This window comes from Alteromonas sp. G4i13 (assembly GCF_054960505.1).
Window position 1 is genome coordinate 195,181 of sequence record NZ_JBHNYX010000001.1, and the last position, 15,366, is coordinate 210,546.

A 15,366-nucleotide genomic window follows, 5' to 3' on the forward strand; every position below is an offset into this window, starting at 1 on the left:
AGTAATGGAACAGCAAATATGAAAGTGTGGACAGTAGCGAATCAGAAAGGTGGTGTAGGAAAGACTACCACTACGGTGAGCCTTGGCGGCTTGCTTGCACAGCAAGGCAAGCGAGTGCTGATGATTGATACTGATCCACATGCATCGCTGAGTTATTACTTCGGTATCGATGCAGAAGCGTCAAGTCATTCAGTTTACGATATTTTTATTAAGTCTAATGACATTACGGCCGATAATGTTATGGATTGTCTTTGCCCGACAAAGTTAGACAACTTATATGTGCTTCCTGCAACAATGGCGCTCGCGACCTTAGATAGAACGATGGGTAGCGAACAAGGTATGGGCTTAGTCCTAAAAAAAGCGTTGGCAAAAATCGCAGGGGAATTCGATGTTGCTATCATCGATTGCCCTCCAGTGCTTGGGGTGCTGATGGTTAACGCTCTTGCAGCGTGTGACAAGGTTATTGTGCCTACCCAAACGGAGTATCTGGCGCTTAAAGGGCTAGACAGAATGATTCGTACCATGGAAATTATGGGACGTTCGTTGGACAAATCCTTTGATACTGTGATTATTCCAACTATGTTTGATAAGCGCACTAACGCGGCGCTTGCATCGCGAAAGCGCTTAATGAATGACTATGGTGAGCGCGTGTGGGAAGGGGTTATTCCCGTCGACACGCACTTCAGGGATGCAAGTTTAGTACAGCTTCCCATTTCCGCAGCGTACCCCAAAACACGTGGTGTGTCTGCGTACAAGAAACTATTAGCGGTATTGGAGAAATAACGAGAACATGAGCAAGCAATCGCCTTTTGCCCGTGAAGAAGTGATGGAGGCATACCTTGATAGTCTCCTCAAAGAGCCAGAAGCACCGGAAGATGTGACTGCGCGCACGGCAAAATTGCTCGAGCAGGCTTCTCAGCAGATGGCTGAAACGGCACTTGCTTCTACCGCCAATGAAAGTGAGCCGCAATCAAATGAACAAGAAGCGATAGCGGAAAAGGTTACATCGTTAATTGAAACGCAAAAAGCAGAGACAATTGAAGATGAACAGCAACAGTCTCACGCAGAAACTTTAGTAGAAAATGAACAAGAAGCTGCGTTAAACCGCGCTGAAAAAACAAAAGTTCCACTAAAGGATACTCTCGGTTTTCGCTTTCAGGCGCTATTCTTTGAGGTTGCAGGGTTAACACTTGCGGTGCCTTTGACGTCGCTAGGTGGGATCCACCAAATTGAGAAGATTGGCCCTTTATTTGGAAAACCTGATTGGTTTATGGGTGTAATGTTGCACAGAGAGTCTAAACTAAGTGTTGTTGACTCTGCAAAATGGGTAATGCCAGAAAAATATGACGAAAACCTCGCACAATCGCTTAACTACCGATATCTTATAATGTTAGGGGAAAGTGCGTGGGGTCTGGCTAGTGAAAAGCTAGTCAATACGGTCAATTTGACTACCGATGATGTTAAATGGCGCGAGTCCACAGGTAAGCGTCCCTGGTTAGCAGGGATGGTTAAAGAAAAAATGTGCGCGTTAATTGACGTTGAAGAATTAATATCTATGCTTAACAAAGGCTTAGGCAGTAACGACCAGACGCCATAGTATTGGGAGCCAGGTTCATGAGCGACGAAAGAATAAATAATAACGCCACCGACAGCAACGACGAAGTCCTTCAATGGGTAACGTATCGCTTAGGTGAAGAAACTTACGGTATCAACGTGATGCAAGTTCAAGAGGTCTTGCGTTATACCGAAATAGCCCCTGTACCCGGTGCACCTGACTATGTACTTGGTATTATCAATCTGCGTGGTAACGTAGTAACGGTTATTGATACACGTGCTCGTTTCGGATTACCGCCAACAGAAATTACTGACAATACCCGTATCGTTATTATTGAGTCTGACGAGCAGGTGGTTGGTATTCTGGTGGATAGTGTCGCTGAGGTGGTTTACTTGAAATCTTCAGAGATTGACAGTGCCCCTAACGTAGGTACTGAAGAAAGTGCTAAGTTTATCCAAGGTGTAAGTAACCGCGACGGCGAACTGCTTATTCTTGTAGATCTTAATAAATTGTTAAGCGACGAAGAGTGGGATGAGCTTAGCAACATCTAAATAAATGAATAGGCGGTATTGATTATAATACTGCCTACATTTCCCCAAGGGTTATGTCCATGGATTGGCAGCTTGCTGCACCTACCTTATTAGAACTCATACTGTGTATTCTTGTAGTTATACTCATCGCCGCGATGGGTGTGCTGTATTCACACATTAAGCAGTTGCGTTCTGCATTAAGCGAAAGCGAACATGCTAACGCAGAGGCTATTGCCCGCACTGAAGCCCTTGCTAAAAATGCAAATAATCAACAAACTGAGGCGCAAGCACGCACCTTGGTGATCACTCGACACCTTCAAGAGTTAGACGAAAAGCAAACTGATATTGAAAACCAGCTTCGAGAACTCAAGCTTCAAGATCCTTCCCTACGCCTATATCAGCGTGCGGCGGACTTAGTCAAGCAAGGCGCTAGCATTGATGAAATTATTGAAGCCTGCGACATTCCTCGTGCCGAAGCTGAGATGTTGGTAATGGTGCATAAACAAAATAATTAGTATTTTTGAACACCAGAGAAAAAAACGTTTAGACGTCTAGACGTAAAGATGTTGACATATCGCCAGTTATAGACACAATACAGATATTGTAATTTATCACTGGAGCCCTCTATGCCAATTCGTATTCCTGAGCAGTTACCCGCGCAGAATGTACTACTAGGTGAAAATATTTTTACCATGGACATGGACAGGGCTGCCAATCAGGATATTCGTCCTCTTGAAGTCGGTATTCTTAATTTAATGCCGAACAAGATAGAAACAGAGGTACAGTTACTCCGCCTGTTATCGAACACGCCACTGCAAATAAACGTGGATTTAATTCGAATTGATAATCAAGCGCCGAAGAATACCCCCCAATCGCACATGGATGCTTTCTATCACGACTTTTCAGCGGTAGCGAATAAGAAATACGATGGCCTCATTGTCACCGGTGCGCCTCTCGCGCTTATCGATTATGAGGAAGTAAAGTACTGGGAAACCATGACCACCATATTGGAGTGGGCGCAGCGTCACGTGAACTCGACCCTTTACTTATGTTGGGCTGCTCACGCCGCCATGTATCACTTTTACGGCATTACACGAGAGCTTAGAGACGAAAAGTTTTCAGGTGTCTTTAAACATAAAGTGAATGACCCGAACAATGAGCTATTAAGAGGCTTTGATCCTTCTTTTTACGCACCACATTCCCGTTATGGACATATTAACACCTCGTTGTATAACAGCGTCGATGGACTTAGTGTTGTTGCAGAGTCTGACGATGTAGGCGCCTATATTGTGGCGTCAGAAGATAAGCGCATGGTATTTGTAACGGGTCACCCGGAATACGATCCAGATACACTTAAAGACGAGTATTTTCGAGATATTGCCGCGGGACAAACGCCAGTAATTCCAAAAAACTATTTTGAAGGGGATGATCCAGCCAAGTCTCCTATTGTACAGTGGCGCTCACACGGCAGCCTATTGTTTACAAACTGGCTGAATTATTATGTCTATCAGACCACGCCTTACGATTTAAGTCAGCTTGCTGAAAAGTCACAGCCAAAGAGGTAGCACGTGAGCCAAAGACCAAATTCTAGCGCGCAAGCAACGCTTACAGAAGCCGCTAAAGAGCGCATCCTTATATTAGATGGTGCCATGGGCACCATGATCCAGCGCCATAAGTTAGAAGAAGAAGATTATCGCGGAACACAGTTTGCCGACTGGCACTGCGATGTTAAGGGTAACAACGATTTGTTGGTTCTTACCCAGCCCGATATCATCTATCAAATTCACTGTGATTACTTTGAAGCTGGCGCGGACATTATTGAAACGAATACGTTTAATGCTACGACTATCGCTATGGCCGATTACGATATGCAGGCTCAATCCCGTGATATTAATTTAGCTGCAGCTAAATTGGCGCGTAAAGCTGCCGATGAGTTCACAGCAAAGACACCCGACAAACCCCGTTTCGTGGCGGGCGTACTTGGGCCAACAAACCGCACTGCTTCAATTTCGCCTGACGTTAACGACCCGGGCAAACGCAATGTTACTTTTGACGAACTCGTGGAAGCGTATAGCGAGTCTACCGAAGCGCTCATTGAAGGCGGTGCAGATTTAATCATGCTGGAAACCATCTTCGATACACTTAATGCGAAAGCGGCAGCCTATGCGGTAGAGTCGGTTTTTGAAAAGCTAGGTATATCGCTGCCCGTTATGGTGTCTGGCACGATTACCGATGCCTCAGGGCGCACGCTGTCTGGTCAAACCGCGGAAGCGTTTTATTATTCCATGCGACACATCAGCCCATTCTCATTCGGCTTAAACTGTGCTCTTGGGCCAGACTTACTGCGCCAATACGTAGATGAAGTTGCTACTGTTAGTGAGTGCTTAATTTCAGCGCACCCTAATGCTGGTTTACCCAACGAGTTTGGTGAATACGACATGGAAGGCCCTGAAATGGCCGAGCACATCAAAGAATGGGCGCAGTCAGGGCTAGTGAATATCGTAGGTGGCTGCTGCGGCAGTACGCCAGAACACATTCGCGAAATTGCTAACGCGGTCAATGGAATTGCGCCAAGAAAAGTGCCACAGTTTGAACCCAAAATGCGTTTGTCAGGCCTAGAGCCGTTTGTACACTAGGAGGGCATTATGAGCGCAGAATTTTCCACATTTATTAATATCGGTGAGCGCACCAACGTAACAGGCTCCGCTCGCTTTAAACGACTTATTCTTGAAGGCGATTATGAAACCGCACTTGATGTCGCAAGACAGCAGGTAGAGAACGGCGCGCAGATCATCGATATCAATATGGATGAGGCCATGCTTGATTCTAAGCAGGCCATGATCACCTTTTTGAACCTCATCGCCTCTGAGCCTGATATTAGCCGAGTTCCCATTATGATTGACTCGTCTAAATGGGATGTTATCGAAGCAGGGCTTAAGTGCGTGCAGGGCAAAGCGATTGTTAACTCTATCAGCTTAAAAGAAGGGGAAGCGCTCTTCTTAAACCAAGCCAAGCTAATAAAACGCTATGGTGCAGCAACCGTAGTGATGGCGTTTGACGAAACTGGTCAGGCTGACACGCAGGCTCGAAAAGTAGAAATTTGTCAGCGTAGCTACAAGCTGCTGACAGAAGAAGTCGGCTTTCCACCTGAAGATATTATTTTTGACCCTAACATTTTCGCAGTAGCGACGGGTATTGAAGAGCACGATAACTACGCGGTTGATTTTATTGAAGCTACCCGTGAGATACGTAAAACCTGCCCGTACTCTCATATTTCCGGCGGTCTTTCTAATATTTCATTCTCGTTCAGAGGTAACAATCCGGTTCGTGAAGCTATGCACTCGGTATTCCTATATCACGCTATTCGAGCGGGTATGGATATGGCTATTGTGAATGCAGGTCAGCTAGAGGTATATGACGAAATACCGGCTGAACTTCGAGATGCGGTTGAAGACGTGATTTTAAACCGCAGAAGTGATGCCACTGAACGCTTACTCGATATTGCACCGAACTATCAAGGCGATGGAAAGGCTGCCGCAAAAGAAGATTTATCCTGGCGCGAGCAAGAGGTTAATAAGCGTTTAGAGCACGCCCTAGTTAAAGGGATCACCGACTACATCATTGATGACACCGAAGAAGCGCGTCAGCAAGCTGAGCGTCCGTTACACGTTATCGAAGGGCCATTAATGGATGGCATGAACGTGGTAGGGGATTTATTCGGTGAAGGTAAGATGTTCCTTCCTCAGGTGGTAAAGTCGGCCCGTGTAATGAAAAAGGCGGTAGCCCATTTACAGCCATACATTGAAGAAGAAAAGTCAGACGACGCTAAAAGTAACGGCAAAATTCTATTAGCCACGGTAAAGGGCGATGTTCACGATATCGGTAAAAATATTGTTGGCGTGGTACTTCAGTGTAATAACTTTGAAGTGATTGATCTTGGCGTAATGGTGCCAGCGGCGACAATCTTACAAACCGCTAAAGATGAAAACGTTGATATGATAGGCCTGTCGGGCCTTATTACACCTTCACTAGATGAAATGGTTCACGTTGCCAAAGAAATGGAGCGTCAGGGCTTTGATATTCCGCTGCTTATTGGCGGGGCCACTACGTCTAAAGCGCACACTGCGGTAAAAATTGAACAAAACTACCATGCGCCTGTAGCCTATGTTCCAAATGCTAGTAGAGCAGTAGGCGTATGTCAGCGCCTTCTAAACAAAACGTCCCGCGATATTTACGCGCAGGAACTCGCAAAAGAATACGATACGGTACGTGAACAGCACGCCCGTAAAAAGCCGCGCAGCAAGCCGGTGACATTAGCTCAAGCCAGAGAAAACGCTTTTAAGCCAGATTTTACGACTTTACCAGTAAAACCTGCGAACCTAGGTGTAACACCGGTAACCGCCGATTTGGCTACGCTGCGTAACTACATTGATTGGACGCCATTTTTCTTAACCTGGTCTTTGGCAGGCAAGTACCCACGTATACTTGAAGATGAGGTGGTGGGAGAGCAGGCAAAGTCACTGTTTAACGACGCCAACGCCATGCTGGATAAAATTATCGAAGAGAACAGCCTTCAAGCGAAAGGCGTTATCGGTTTGTTTCCTGCCAACCGCGTTAATGACGATGTTGAAATTTATACCGATGAGTCGAGAAACCAGATTCAAGGTGTTGCCCATCACTTGCGTCAGCAAACCCTAAAAGACAAATTCGCTAATTATTGTTTAGCAGACTTTGTAGCTGAGAAGTCGAGTGGCATAAATGATTATGTGGGCGCTTTTGCCGTCACCGGTGGTATAGGTGAAGACGAGCTTGCTGACAGCTATATTCAGGCTGGCGATGACTACAACGGCATTATGGTTAAAGCGGTGGCAGACAGGCTTGCCGAAGCGTTTGCGGAATATCTGCACGAGCAAGTGCGTAAGCATTACTGGGGTTACGCCGCTGACGAATCACTAAGTAACGAAGAACTTATTCGTGAAAAATACCAAGGCATTCGACCGGCACCAGGCTACGCCGCGTGTCCCGAGCATACTGAAAAGCAGCTTATTTGGGATTTATTGTCAGCAGAGCAGCATACAGGTATGAAGCTTACAGAAAGTTACGCCATGTGGCCGGGGGCGTCAGTATCGGGTTGGTATTTTGCTCACCCTGATGCCAAATACTTTGCTGTCGCCAAAATTCAAGCCGACCAAGTAGAAGATTACGCCACACGTAAAGGCTGGACCTTAGAAGAGGCTGAAAAGTGGTTGGGTCCTAACTTAAGTGATTAATGCTGGTAAGGCAGGGAAGGTATATGCAAATCGAAAAGCCTTTTAGTCAGGCCTGTGAGAACAACAAGCGCGCTATTTTAAGCGTGCTTGAACGTACATTTGCTAACTGCCGACAGGTATTAGAGATAGGAAGCGGGACAGGTCAACATGCCGTATTTTTGGCTGAGCATTTGTCCCATCTTATATGGCACACAAGCGATCAACCACACTATCACGAAGGCATTGCCGCGTGGCTGAGTGATTCAAATTCGGGGAATGTGAAACCTCCCATAGCATTTACCGTTGGGCAAGATGACTTTCCCAACCTCGACATAGACGGGATTTTTACGGCAAACACCGCGCATATCATGCAAAAAGAAGAGGCGAAGCTACTCATGGAATCAGTAGCGTTGCACTTACCCAAAGGGGGCGTATTCTGTCAGTATGGCCCTTTTACACATAGTGGTAAGTTTACTTCTGAAAGTAACCAAGCCTTCCATACTTCGCTTTTAGCGCGTGGTTATGGTGGCTACCGCGATATCAATGAGCTTACTGCTTGGGCAGGCGAGTTAAGCTTGCAAGAAATAATCGACATGCCCGCCAATAACCATATGCTTATTTGGCAAAAACGCTAAAGAAGTATCAAGGCTGCAGCACTTTGCTTTAAAAACAGTTAAAGCAAAGAAAGTCAGCACTCACATCAAAGGAGTAACTATGAGCTTTAAAGTAAACCATTATTTCGACAATAAAGTGAGCTCGATTGGGTTTGAATCTGCAAACGGCCCCTGCACCTCGGGCGTGATGTCGCCGGGTGAATATACATTTTCTACATCACAAAAAGAGCTAATGAAAGTGGTTGAAGGTGAGCTAGTTGTGAAGCTTCCGGGAAGTGACGAATGGCAATCTTTTGCTACAGGCACCAGCTTTAATGTACCCGCCGATGCTTCTTTTGACGTAAAAGTGTCTACGCCTACCGCTTATCTTTGCTTTTACAGCTAATTCTTAAAAGCGTTTAATTCACTCTGTATTTAAACTTTCGTAGAATTGACTTTCAGAGGTTGTAAAATTTCTCTGTATATCTCAAAGTATTAGAAGTGCAAGCGAGCTTGGCTCACTTGCGCTTTTATACTAATAAAACTAAACCTGAAATGTGTGCGAATTATCAGGGCCTGTTGACCTTTAATGTACAAATTTTGGTCTAAATGGAAGCCTTTTAATCGCGAAACAGTCCTGCAAGCCTAGTGGGCTAAGTTAAAGGGCTGTGACAAAGAGTAAAAGGCTTCCATAACGACCCCTTCGGGCAGCGCCTTTGTGCCATCTATACTGCGTTGAATGTTCTCGATTTAGAACCACTAAACCGTCAAACATTCGCCTTGTCTAGATGGCACACAGACCGCTGCAAAAACGTACTAAAAAGGTCAACAGGCCCTAGTGCTGGAATACACTCTTCACACGTTGTGGCGTTTAGTAAACAATGAGAAGTACAAATGAAATCCATATCACTCCAAAAAAAGTTCATGCTTATCGTTGGCGGTAGCATAGCTTTGATGTTACTCATTACGGCGTTTTTCTTAGTCAATACCGTTGCAGATAACACCCGCAGTCGCGTAGAAAAAGAGCTTAAATCCTTAGTTGCACGTGAGGCTAATGACGTTGAAGGCTTCTTCGCAACCTATGGCGGCGTTGCTAGAGCATTCCTAAGTAGTCCTTTTCTACAAGATTTTTTTACGCGCCATAACACGCGAGGGGCGCCCGAAAGCCAACTGACTCAATCCAAAGATATCTATGCCACATTTGAGGGCATCAGCAGTCAAGATCCCATTATTAAATCGGCGTTCTTTGGTTCTGCTAAGACGGGTGAATACTTCTACGAAGAGGGCCGAGTCGGCGTCGACACTTCGGGTCCTGATGCTGGCAATCCTAACGCCGGTTACTTTGCAACTAAGCGTCCGTGGTTTACTACTGCCGTTGAAAAAGGGAAGCTATATGTAACGCCTCCTGCTGTCGATTCCCAAGATGGAAGCGTATCTGCAGTAGTACAAACCCCGATATACAAAAATGGAGCGTTACTAGGCGTTGGCGGTGTCGATATTCTTATTAGCACGGTGGGTAAGGTCATAGATGCCATTCGTTATGAAGAACAAGGCACGGCGTTTTTACTCGATGAAAACCAAAACATTGTTTACTTTCCAAAACAGAGCAAAGCGTTGCCACTAAGCTCCTCTATTCGCAACTTTGACAGCGTGTTTGATAGCACTGAAGGGTTTGGCAAGTTGGCAAGTAATATAGCGGCTAATGAATCTGGTATTGTGCACGTAACCTGGAAGGGGGAAGACTATGTTGCGGTTTTTGAGCACGCTCAGTTAACTAACCCACAAATGAATTGGTCGCTGGGCATTCTTATCCCTGCAAGCATCATTGATAGCCCTATAAATAATGCAATTACTACGGCAATTATCGTCGCCTTTGTGATTATTGGATTAATAGCGCTTATTACTTATTTTGCGAGTGCTAAAGTCACTCAGCCTTTGGTCGAAATGCGCAACGCAATGGCGGAAATAGCGCATGGCGACGGCGACTTAACCAAGCGTCTGGAAGTTAAGAGTAACGACGAAATCGGTGCGCTTGCCATAGAGTTTAATACCTTTACCGATAAACTAAGATCATTGCTAAAAGATACTGCCGCTAACACTAAGGCTGTTTCTGATGCAGCGGATCACCTTCGAGATGTGAGTCACGCCACTAGCAAGGAAATTAACCAAGAGCGTAGTCAGGTGGACAATGTGTCTACGGCAGTGACGCAGATGGCTGCTACCGTCGTTGAAATTTCAAAAAATGCGGCACAGTCCAGTGACGCTGCGACTAAAGCAGATGAATTGGTACAAGCCGGCAGTGAGCAAGTGCAAGATGCCATGAGGGAAATTCGCGCGCTGGCTGACGCCATCAGTCAGGGTGTTGAAGTTGTAGGCGGATTGAGCAAAGAGTCAGACAGCATCGGTGCTGTAGTCGATGTAATTAACAGCATAGCTGAACAAACTAATTTACTGGCATTAAACGCAGCCATTGAAGCGGCGAGAGCCGGTGAACAGGGGCGCGGCTTTGCCGTTGTTGCAGATGAAGTTCGCTCATTAGCAAGTCGTACACAAGAATCGACGACTGATATACGAAAAATGGTAGAGCGATTGCAGGCGATGTCTGAGCAGACCAACAGTGTTATGCAGGAAGGACAAACCCGTTCTCAATCTGGTGTCGATAAGACAGAGAAAGTGGTCGAAACGCTTAAAGACATTACCCAGTCTATAGGTTTGGTTCACGAGCAAAGTACTCACATAGCACTTGCGACCGAGCAGCAAACGGAGGTGGCGCAAGATATTAATAAGTCGCTCGTAGCTATCACTGGTTTAAGTGATAAAACTAGTCAGCATGCAGAAGAGTTAGCTGTGGAAGCTACGCAGTTAAGTGCCGTTTCTGGTGACTTAAAAGAATTGGTGGGGCAGTTTAAAATTTAGCGCCATTCATACCGTTAACCGCACATAATGCGCAATAGTCTTTAATTAGAGCGTTGTCGCTTGCCAACATTGTTGGCAAGCGAGTTGTTTTATTCCTTAGTTTGACATAAGTTTCCGAAATAAAGTTTGGAAAACCTATGGCTTGTGCGTTTGCGAAAGGGCAATGAAATCATCTACAAACCCCAATACGTCCTGCGCTTTTCTATGACCCAAGTACAGCGTTTTTGATACGCCTTGTTCACCAAGCGACCGACAAGTCAGGAGATCGCTTTCTTTTGATTCATCAATTAACCATTTAGGTAGCGCAGTAACACCACGTCCCGCTGCTACCATTTGTAAGATGATCTCTGTGGTTTCAATCGTTTTATGTTGCCTCACTGTGCAATTGGCAGGTGTAAGGAAATGCGTAAAAACGTCCAGTCGACTGAGTTCTACGGGGTAGGTGATAAGGGTCTCATTACTTAAATCTTGTGGTGCAATATATGGTTTCTCTGCCAAAGGATGGTGTTCATCCATTACCAACACTTGTTCATATTCGAACACTGGCGTGTAGGTAATGGTATCAAGTGAAAGAGGGTCTGGCGTGAGCAATATATCAATATCGTACCCGTGAAGTGCTTGTAAACCGCCAAAAGAGAACGCGCGGCGTACATCTACATCAACATCTGGAAAGGCTTTCAAAAAAGGCGCCACTACCTTGAGCAACCATTCAAAACACGGGTAGCACTCCATCCCAATACGTAATATGCCCTGTTTACCATCGGCGAATCTGCGTAATTGGGCTTCAGTATGCTCAAACTGGGGTAAAACTCGGTGAGCTAAGCCCAATACACTCTGACCCGCCTGAGTCAGCGTGAGTTTTCTGCCGTCTTTTTTCCAAAGCGGTACGTCAAAATGGGCTTCCAACTTTTTCATTGCGTGACTTAACGCTGACTGGGTTAGAAAAAGCGATTTTGCCGCTTCTGTCATCGTGCCTTCAGCATCTATCGCTCTTACTATTCGTAAATGTTGTCTATCAATCATAATAAATTACAACCAGTTTAACGTTTTTGAAGAGGGCTTGGGGCAGCACTGACTATAGTCACGGCGTCCGACAGGCGAGTTTCAATTATCTCTTTTATGATAATTGATATTTCTCTAAAGGTCTTTCGTCCAGGCGCAGTGTTTCTCCACGCTAATGAGTGCTGACGCTCAATAGGCATATCGGCAATCTCACACACGTGTAATGCTTCAGGCTTGTGCAACTCAGAATGAATATAAAGCCCGGGTAGGAAGGCTACACCCATGCCCATTACCACCATTTGACGCAAAGTATCTAGGCTGGTGCCCTCATAATCTCGCTGTAAATCTGCCCCAATCTCATCGCAAATGCGCTGCACTTGATGATGAAAGTGATGTCGGTCTTCGAGTGTTAACACTTTCTCGCCGCTTATTTCTTCTGGTTTAACATAGGCTTTTCCTGACAATTTGTGATCAGAAGGCGTGACGAATTTTAAAGGCTCTTTGAAGAGTGGTTGCGTGATCAATTGAGAGTTTTCGCCTGAAAGTGGCGAAAGAATTAGGTCATATTCACCACGCAGTAGACCGTGTTGCAATGCGTTAGGGGCGCCTTCTCGAACATAGAAGCGCAAGCCGGGCTTCCGTTTGTGCAGATCTGGTAGCACAAAGGGAAGTAAATAAGGCCCTAGTGTTGGCGGTATCCCTAACCGGTAGGTTACAACCTCACCCTCGGACAAGTCTCGTGCAATTTCGCTGAACCGTTGAGAGGCCTGCAGCACCTCTTCCGCTGCATCAAGCAAGGCTTTACCTTGGGGAGATAACAGCGTTCCCGTGCGTGATCGTTCAAAAAGCGTTAGCCCTAAAAGGTTTTCTAGCGCACTGATCTGACTGGTCAGAGTAGGCTGACTAATTCCCAGTATTCCCGCTGCTTGCCTGAAGCTTAGGTATTTAGCCACTGCAACAAAATAGCGGATTTGGTTAATTGACGGGGTCTTTCCGTTGAATTGCATGGTGAAAATGGCTCTCTCTTACTATGCTTATGGGTAGTGTTACGTAAGCAGTGATAGTATTTAGCTATCGCGAGTTAGTATATTAAACTATTAATCTATCAGGTGAAACTGGCGTAATTACATAATCATTACAATTATTAAAAAATTGGGAGTTATATATGGATCACGTTATCTCAGGTGTTGCAAAATTCCAGAAAGAAGTTTACCCAAACAAAAAAGCTACGTTTCAAAAACTAGCTACTGGGCAGAACCCTGAAGTGCTTTTCATTACGTGCTCTGATTCACGTATCGACCCGAACTTAGTAACACAAACTGATCCGGGTGAGCTATTTATCTGCCGTAATGCGGGCAACATCGTACCTCCTCACAGCAATCAAACTGGTGGCATGACAGCGTCTATTGAGTTTGCAGTTGCTGCACTGGGCGTTTCTCACATTGTTATTTGTGGCCATACTGACTGTGGTGCAATGAAAGGCGCCATCAACCCTGAAGGCTTAAGTGCGCTTCCGCATGTAAAAGAGTGGCTAGGTCATTGCCGTGTTGCAACTGAAGTTGTTAAAGAGCGCTGTGGCCATTCAGACCTTTCTATTGACGATCTAGAAGCGGTAACGAAAGAGAACGTTGTTCAGCAAATTCAGCACCTTCGCACTCACCCTGCTGTTGCTGCAAAAATTGCAACAGGTCAGGTTAAACTTCACGGATGGGTTTATAACATTGGTTCAGGTGAAGTGCTTTACTACAACACTGAGTCTGGTGAATTTGATGTAATGGACGAGTCTACTGCCGAAGCACAACTTGCTCGCGGTGAATAAGGTCTATAACTATGGTAAAAATTAACCTTTCAAACCTACGAGGCGATTTTACCGGCGGTTTAACAGCCGGTATCGTTGCTTTACCACTGGCGCTTGCACTGGGTGTAGCGTCAGGCTTAGGCCCAATGGCGGGTCTGTACGGTGCTATTGCGGTTGGCTTCTTTGCCGCACTTTTCGGTGGTACACCAGCACAGATTTCTGGTCCAACGGGGCCTATGGTTGTTGTTCTTGCAGGCTTGTTCGCAAGTCTGTCAGGCGACGCCAGCCTTATATTCACAGCTGTGATATTGGCCGGTATATTCCAGATTGTTTTTGGTGTCCTTGGTGTTGGCCAATACATTCGCCTGGTGCCTTACCCGGTAATATCGGGCTTTATGTCGGGCATCGGTGCAATCATCATCATTCTTCAAATCGGCCGCTTACTGGGCCATGAGCCGCCAGGCGGAACAATCGGCGCATTGACATACTTGCCAACCGCGCTTGCCGATATTGATTTTGCAACCTTAGCGTTAGGCCTTGGTACCTTGGTTATTGCCTACAAATGGCCACCGCAATTAGGAAAGTATGTGCCTGGAGCACTGGCTGCACTTATCATTGGCACGCTTGTAAGTTTAGCGTTGTCTGTGCCAATTCTTGGTGATATCCCGACGGGTTTACCTAGCCTTCACCTTCCAGTATTTGACCAAAGCAAAGCACTGCTTATTCTTGAAGCCGCGTTTATTCTAGCTGTGCTGGGAGCCATCGATAGTCTACTTACATCTCTTGTTGCTGATAACATGACGCGTACCCGTCACGATAGTAACAAAGAGCTAATCGGCCAAGGTATTGGTAATACATTTGCTGGTCTTATCGGCGGTATCGCAGGCGCAGGCGCAACGATGCGTACTGTTGTAAATATCCGTAGCGGTGGTAAGTACAACATTTCAGGTATGGTACACGCACTAGTTCTTCTAGCAATTGTGTTAGGTCTTAGCCCGCTAGCAGCGCAAATTCCTCACGCAGTTCTTGCTGGTATTTTGGTTAAAGTTGGCTTAGATATCATCGACTGGAGTTACTTGAAGCGCGCTCACAAAGGCCCACGTTGGGACTTCGGCCTCATGATTATGGTGCTTGCGCTAACGGTATTTGTAGATCTGATCACAGCAGTTGGTGTTGGCGTGGTATTCGCAGCACTAGCTTACGTTAAGCAAATCGCACAGCTGCAAATTGAAGAGCTTAAGAAAATCCCTGAGTCGTTAAACGACCCTAAAGAAAATGAGCTATTGGAATCTCTTAAAGACAAAGTATCAATCTTTAGTTTTGGCGGACCACTAAGCTTTGGTGCGGCTGCCGATTTGGGCCACCACGTTCGTGAGCGAGTGAAACCGGGTTCTAAAGTCACCATTTTAGATTTCTCGCGCGTTCCACTTATGGATGTTTCAGCTGCGATGGCAGTTGATACAGTTACCTCAGATGCACTAGCGGCAGGTCGTCAGCTGGTTATTTGTGGTGCTAATGCAGAAGTCAATAAGGTGCTTGAGGGCGTAAACGAAGCGCACCCAGGTATCCCCAACTTTGACACGCTACACGACGCCTTGCTTTACGCAGAAAAGCAAGTAGCCGGGACTGAAAGCAAAAACACCCGTTTTCAAGCCGCAACGCAGTCGTGAAGTAATATCAAGGTAAGATAAACCTTTCCCTTTTGGCCCTCCTTAGTGAGGGC

At 45.9% G+C, this 15,366-nt stretch carries 14 protein-coding genes; 12 read left to right on the forward strand and 2 right to left on the reverse strand.

Annotated elements, in window-relative coordinates:
* The first annotated feature begins 18 nt into the window (after positions 1-18).
* The 10 genes from ACFI6J_RS00910 (at position 19) to ACFI6J_RS00955 (ending at position 10,843) form a co-directional block, all read left to right on the forward strand.
* Positions 19-783: a ParA family protein gene (locus ACFI6J_RS00910; protein ID WP_462585585.1), complete on the forward strand. Its 765-nt coding sequence runs from the start codon at positions 19-21 to the stop codon at positions 781-783.
* Positions 784-790: 7 nt separating this feature from the next.
* On the forward strand, positions 791-1,597 hold the full coding sequence (locus tag ACFI6J_RS00915) for a chemotaxis protein CheW (RefSeq protein ID WP_014948653.1): 807 nt from the start codon (positions 791-793) through the stop codon (positions 1,595-1,597).
* Positions 1,598-1,614: 17 nt separating this feature from the next.
* A complete protein-coding gene (locus ACFI6J_RS00920; protein WP_014948654.1) occupies positions 1,615-2,106 on the forward strand; it encodes a chemotaxis protein CheW in 492 nt (163 codons plus the stop codon).
* A 59-nt stretch (positions 2,107-2,165) separates the two neighbouring features.
* Entirely contained in the window at positions 2,166-2,600 is a 435-nt protein-coding gene (locus ACFI6J_RS00925) for a DUF2802 domain-containing protein (protein WP_014948655.1), read from the forward strand.
* Positions 2,601-2,711: 111 nt separating this feature from the next.
* Complete coding sequence (gene metA / locus ACFI6J_RS00930; RefSeq protein WP_039224879.1) at positions 2,712-3,650, forward strand: homoserine O-acetyltransferase MetA; 939 nt, start codon at positions 2,712-2,714, stop codon at positions 3,648-3,650.
* Positions 3,651-3,653: 3 nt separating this feature from the next.
* On the forward strand, positions 3,654-4,721 hold the full coding sequence (locus tag ACFI6J_RS00935) for a homocysteine S-methyltransferase family protein (RefSeq protein ID WP_156086071.1): 1,068 nt from the start codon (positions 3,654-3,656) through the stop codon (positions 4,719-4,721).
* A gap of 9 nt (positions 4,722-4,730) precedes the next feature.
* The gene (gene metH / locus ACFI6J_RS00940) at positions 4,731-7,355 is read left to right on the forward strand and encodes a methionine synthase (protein WP_342324581.1); all 2,625 of its coding nucleotides are present in this window, start codon (positions 4,731-4,733) and stop codon (positions 7,353-7,355) included.
* 23 nt (positions 7,356-7,378) lie between these two features.
* A complete protein-coding gene (locus ACFI6J_RS00945) occupies positions 7,379-7,969 on the forward strand; it encodes a DUF938 domain-containing protein (protein ID WP_342324579.1) in 591 nt (196 codons plus the stop codon).
* Between the two features lie 79 nt (positions 7,970-8,048).
* A complete protein-coding gene (gene ppnP / locus ACFI6J_RS00950; protein WP_014948660.1) occupies positions 8,049-8,333 on the forward strand; it encodes a pyrimidine/purine nucleoside phosphorylase in 285 nt (94 codons plus the stop codon).
* Between the two features lie 488 nt (positions 8,334-8,821).
* Positions 8,822-10,843: a methyl-accepting chemotaxis protein gene (locus ACFI6J_RS00955; RefSeq protein WP_014948661.1), complete on the forward strand. Its 2,022-nt coding sequence runs from the start codon at positions 8,822-8,824 to the stop codon at positions 10,841-10,843.
* A gap of 135 nt (positions 10,844-10,978) precedes the next feature.
* On the opposite strand, the gene ACFI6J_RS00960 is transcribed toward ACFI6J_RS00955, so the two are convergent.
* Together ACFI6J_RS00960 and ACFI6J_RS00965 are read right to left on the reverse strand one after the other, a co-directional pair.
* Positions 10,979-11,866 (reverse strand): LysR family transcriptional regulator, encoded by an 888-nt coding sequence (locus ACFI6J_RS00960; protein ID WP_342324577.1) that lies wholly within the window; start codon positions 11,864-11,866, stop codon positions 10,979-10,981.
* A 17-nt stretch (positions 11,867-11,883) separates the two neighbouring features.
* Positions 11,884-12,852 (reverse strand): hydrogen peroxide-inducible genes activator, encoded by a 969-nt coding sequence (locus ACFI6J_RS00965; RefSeq protein ID WP_014948663.1) that lies wholly within the window; start codon positions 12,850-12,852, stop codon positions 11,884-11,886.
* A 158-nt stretch (positions 12,853-13,010) separates the two neighbouring features.
* On the opposite strand from ACFI6J_RS00965, the gene ACFI6J_RS00970 reads away from it, so the two are divergent.
* Together ACFI6J_RS00970 and ACFI6J_RS00975 are read left to right on the forward strand one after the other, a co-directional pair.
* Positions 13,011-13,664: a carbonic anhydrase gene (locus ACFI6J_RS00970; RefSeq protein ID WP_014948664.1), complete on the forward strand. Its 654-nt coding sequence runs from the start codon at positions 13,011-13,013 to the stop codon at positions 13,662-13,664.
* An 11-nt stretch (positions 13,665-13,675) separates the two neighbouring features.
* A complete protein-coding gene (locus tag ACFI6J_RS00975; protein WP_014948665.1) occupies positions 13,676-15,313 on the forward strand; it encodes a SulP family inorganic anion transporter in 1,638 nt (545 codons plus the stop codon).
* Positions 15,314-15,366 lie beyond the last annotated feature (53 nt).

Excerpts from the sequence above, each read along its gene's own strand:
- ACFI6J_RS00910 (WP_462585585.1), top strand. The coding sequence starts at position 19 with ATGAAAGTGTGGACAGTAGCGAATCAGAAAGGTGGTGTAGGAAAGACT.
- ACFI6J_RS00915 (WP_014948653.1), top strand. The coding sequence starts at position 791 with ATGAGCAAGCAATCGCCTTTTGCCCGTGAAGAAGTGATGGAGGCATAC.
- ACFI6J_RS00920 (WP_014948654.1), top strand. The coding sequence starts at position 1,615 with ATGAGCGACGAAAGAATAAATAATAACGCCACCGACAGCAACGACGAA.
- ACFI6J_RS00925 (WP_014948655.1), top strand. The coding sequence starts at position 2,166 with ATGGATTGGCAGCTTGCTGCACCTACCTTATTAGAACTCATACTGTGT.
- metA (WP_039224879.1), top strand. The coding sequence starts at position 2,712 with ATGCCAATTCGTATTCCTGAGCAGTTACCCGCGCAGAATGTACTACTA.
- metH (WP_342324581.1), top strand. The coding sequence starts at position 4,731 with ATGAGCGCAGAATTTTCCACATTTATTAATATCGGTGAGCGCACCAAC.
- ACFI6J_RS00945 (WP_342324579.1), top strand. The coding sequence starts at position 7,379 with ATGCAAATCGAAAAGCCTTTTAGTCAGGCCTGTGAGAACAACAAGCGC.
- ppnP (WP_014948660.1), top strand. The coding sequence starts at position 8,049 with ATGAGCTTTAAAGTAAACCATTATTTCGACAATAAAGTGAGCTCGATT.
- ACFI6J_RS00955 (WP_014948661.1), top strand. The coding sequence starts at position 8,822 with ATGAAATCCATATCACTCCAAAAAAAGTTCATGCTTATCGTTGGCGGT.
- ACFI6J_RS00960 (WP_342324577.1), bottom strand. The coding sequence starts at position 11,866 with ATGATTGATAGACAACATTTACGAATAGTAAGAGCGATAGATGCTGAA.
- ACFI6J_RS00965 (WP_014948663.1), bottom strand. The coding sequence starts at position 12,852 with ATGCAATTCAACGGAAAGACCCCGTCAATTAACCAAATCCGCTATTTT.
- ACFI6J_RS00970 (WP_014948664.1), top strand. The coding sequence starts at position 13,011 with ATGGATCACGTTATCTCAGGTGTTGCAAAATTCCAGAAAGAAGTTTAC.
- ACFI6J_RS00975 (WP_014948665.1), top strand. The coding sequence starts at position 13,676 with ATGGTAAAAATTAACCTTTCAAACCTACGAGGCGATTTTACCGGCGGT.